The organism is Francisella sp. SYW-2 (assembly GCF_008711475.1).
Taxonomy (GTDB): domain Bacteria; phylum Pseudomonadota; class Gammaproteobacteria; order Francisellales; family Francisellaceae; genus Francisella; species Francisella salimarina.
Genome location: NZ_VXKO01000053.1, coordinates 1 through 3,493 on the forward strand (window position 1 = coordinate 1; position 3,493 = coordinate 3,493).

Consider the following 3,493-nt stretch of genomic DNA (forward strand, 5'->3'; position numbering starts at 1 on the left):
GTCGCTATTATAGCTGTTATGAGAAAAATTATAGTCATTGCTAATGCTAAAATTAGAGATTTAAGACTGAAAATGCAAATTTCGTAAATAATTTACAACATAGTTGATGACAAAAATGGTTTCAAAAATCATTCGGATTAACTATATCCATACAAGACTTCAATAAAGCTTTAACCTTATCTATTCCTAACTTATTCATCAAATCAATATTTCTTTGAGGAATATCATCAGGGTTTGGATAATTAGCTATTGCTTTCTCAAGAGACTCTTCTCGAATCAAGTGCAACATCGGGTAAGGTGAACGGTTTGTATAATTCTCAACATCATCTAAGTCTACCCCCTCAAACTGATAATCAGGATGAAAACTTGCAATCTGATAAACACCTTCTAAAGACATATCAATCAAAAGGTTATCTGCATCATATAGAAAGTCATTGTAGTCGTAGAAGTCTTGTAAAATATACGGATGAATAACTAAAGTTGTCTCAATATTTGTGTCACTCTCTAATAACTCAAGTTCTGCCTGTACTTCTGCTAATAATTGCTCTATATTTGTTGCTTGTGAGACAAAATAACGAACTCTATTTTTAACAACTTCACGCTTAGCAAATGGACAAAGATTCATCCCTACAACAAATGTCTTAACCCAATTTTGTGTAGCAGTAATTATTTGCTGTTTATCCATGTTGAATGTCTATAATAAGATTTACTTACACCTAGTATACTCTTTTGTCATAATAAGTTTGTATATAAAAATCTCTTCTACAAGTTACCACTCTTAATTTCTGCTAAAATAAAGCTACACAAATATATAAACTAACAACTAGAAGAAATATGGAAAAAGTAAACTTCACATCTCATGGATGTAATATATCAGCACAGCTGCTATATAAACCTGAAAACTTTGATCAAAACAATAAATATCCCGCGATAATTTTATGTCATGGTTTTGCTGGGTTTAAAGAGGTATTGTTACCGGCATATGCAGAAGCTTTTGCAATGGCTGGGTATGTTGTACTTAACTTTGACTATAGAGGCTTTGGCGAGAGCGAAGGTGAAAGAGGTCGACTAGTGCCAAAACTACAAATCGAAGACATTCACTCTGCGATTGATTATGTTGCTGGTTTAGATTTTGTTGATTCTAATAAAATTGGGCTTTGGGGTACTTCGTATGGTGGTGCTAACGCTATCACAGCAGCTGCGCAAAATGATCTTGTAAAATGTCTATCAGTTCAGCTAACTTTTGCTAATGGTGAGAGAGTAATCACAGGCGACATGTCAGATGAAGAAAAAGAGAAATTCCTTGGCATGATTGAAAAAATGTTAGCTAAAAAAGAAAAAACTGGTAAAGAGATGATGGTACCTTTACATAAAGTACTTACAGATGAGCAGTCTAAAGGCTTTTATGAAAGATATAGCAAAGAGTATGATGCTTTTGATATTAAGATTCCATTTCTTACAGTTAATGAAACTATGTCGCACAAACCTGAGAACTATATTGGCGATTTAAGAATCCCTGTACTAATAGTTGCTTCTGATACTGACTCTGTAAACCCAGTTGAAGAGTCACATATATTATATGAAAAAGCTAATGAGCCAAAAGAGCTAATGATTCTAGAAGGAATTAGTCACTATGAATGTTATGAAGGTGAGCCTCTACAGAAGATATTAGCTAAGCAAATCGCTTGGTTTGATGAGTATATAAAATAGTAAAATACTACCCCGTCTTGCTTCGCAAGCCACCCCTTCAATATTTGAAGGGGAATCAGCATATTAGCGGCTAGTAGTTTCAAAAGCAAATGATAAGAAAATAAAACTGTATGAACGAAGTGAGTTTTTTATTTTCCATTTGGTTTTGACTACGATAGCGTAGTGCTAGGCAGTTTTGCATACTTTTTCTGCCATGAAAAAAGTATGTCGCTATAACTTACGAAGTAAGTAGCGAAACTATTACTTAAAACTCATGATTAAACTCTAAGCATTGCCCTCTTTGATCGCTGACTACTTTACCTTTATGGTACTTCACAACACCGTTGATAATAGTTGTTTGAACTTTTGATTTAAAAGTACGACCAGCAAACGGAGTCCAACCACATTTATAATGAGAGCACTCATCAGTACGAGTATGTGGCTCGTCTAAATTTACAAGTACTAAATCAGCAGCATAACCTTCGCGGATGAAGCCACGATCTTTTACCTTATATACTATAGCTGGAGCGTGAGCAGTTTTTTGAACAACTTGCTCTAAAGTTAAGAAACCATTGTGATAATGCTCTAATACAGATATAAGAGCTTCTTCAACTAACGGTAAGCCAGCTGGAGCTTTAAAGTAAGTGCCTTGTTTCTCTTCCCAAGTATGTGGGGCATGATCTGTCGCAATTACATCAATTGTGTCATTTGCAACACATTCTAGTAACTTCAAGCGATCAGATTCTTCTTTGATAGCTGGGTTACATTTGATTAGAGCACCTTTCTCTGCATAGTCTTTACGCGAGAAGAATAAATGATGGGCACAAACCTCTGCTGTAATTCGCTTCTCTTCCAATGGAATAGAATTATCAAAATGTACCATCTCTTCTGCCGTAGTCAGATGAAGTACATGAAGTCTTGAGTTATATTTTCTCGCAAGGCCAACTGCAAGCTCTGATGACTTAAAGCAAGCTTCTCTTGAGCGAATCTCTGGATGCAGGTCAAATGGTACATCTTCGCCATATTTCTCACGAGCCTTGTTCTCAAGCTCTGTAATCATAGGAGTATCTTCGCAATGAGTTACGATAAGAAGTGGACTATCTCTAAAGAAACCTTCTAAAGTCTCAGGATTGTTCACTAGCATATTACCAGTCGATGCTCCCATAAAGATTTTGATAGCACAAGCATCATTTGGTTTCAGGCGCTTTAGCTCTTCAACATTATCATTTGTCGCTCCAAGATAAAAAGCATAGTTAGCATGAGATCTAGCAGCAGCGCGTTCTTTTTTCTCAGCTAAACGCTCTACAACTGTAGTCGCTGGGTTTACATTTGGCATCTCCATATATGAAGTAATACCACCCATTACAGCGGCTTTTGATTCTGTCTCGATTTCACCCTTGTGCATAAGACCAGGCTCTCTGAAATGCACCTGATCATCTATCATACCTGGTAGTAGATGTAGGCCTGTAGCATCTATAACTTTATCTGCGGGTTTATCTATATTTGCAGCAACCTGTGCAATCTTGCCATTCTCTACTAAAACATCAGATTTAAATGTTTTACCTTCATTTACAACTGTAGCATTTTTGATAAGTAAACTTTGATTTTGCATTTTTTCCTCCTTTATAATCTATCGAAATTATAAAGAACCATTATATAAATCGCCATATTTAAAAGTAATAAAGGCTGTTGAGTTAATGAAAGCCCTTTTTCATATGTTTTAATATTGAGTATTTTTTAGATAAATCTGACTCAAAATCTTACTTTTGTGTTTCATATCAGCATTTTATGCTGATATGAATAC

3 protein-coding genes are annotated in these 3,493 nt (G+C 35.3%); 1 reads left to right on the forward strand and 2 read right to left on the reverse strand.

From position 1 onward, the window contains the following. Positions 1-121: 121 nt before the first annotated feature. On the reverse strand, positions 122-685 hold the full coding sequence (locus F3D57_RS10045) for a DUF1415 domain-containing protein (RefSeq protein WP_150466151.1): 564 nt from the start codon (positions 683-685) through the stop codon (positions 122-124). Between the two features lie 149 nt (positions 686-834). Here F3D57_RS10045 and uilS point away from each other — a divergent pair, with 149 nt between their 5' ends. Next, entirely contained in the window at positions 835-1,710 is an 876-nt protein-coding gene (gene uilS, locus F3D57_RS10050) for a UilS family quorum-quenching N-acyl-homoserine lactonase (RefSeq protein WP_150466152.1), read from the forward strand. A 244-nt stretch (positions 1,711-1,954) separates the two neighbouring features. Here the strand turns inward: uilS and F3D57_RS10055 are convergent, their stop codons facing one another. Continuing rightward, on the reverse strand, positions 1,955-3,301 hold the full coding sequence (locus tag F3D57_RS10055; RefSeq protein ID WP_150466153.1) for a dihydroorotase: 1,347 nt from the start codon (positions 3,299-3,301) through the stop codon (positions 1,955-1,957). Positions 3,302-3,493: the final 192 nt, after the last annotated feature.

Excerpts from the sequence above, each read along its gene's own strand:
- F3D57_RS10055 (WP_150466153.1), bottom strand. The coding sequence starts at position 3,301 with ATGCAAAATCAAAGTTTACTTATCAAAAATGCTACAGTTGTAAATGAA.
- uilS (WP_150466152.1), top strand. The coding sequence starts at position 835 with ATGGAAAAAGTAAACTTCACATCTCATGGATGTAATATATCAGCACAG.
- F3D57_RS10045 (WP_150466151.1), bottom strand. The coding sequence starts at position 685 with ATGGATAAACAGCAAATAATTACTGCTACACAAAATTGGGTTAAGACA.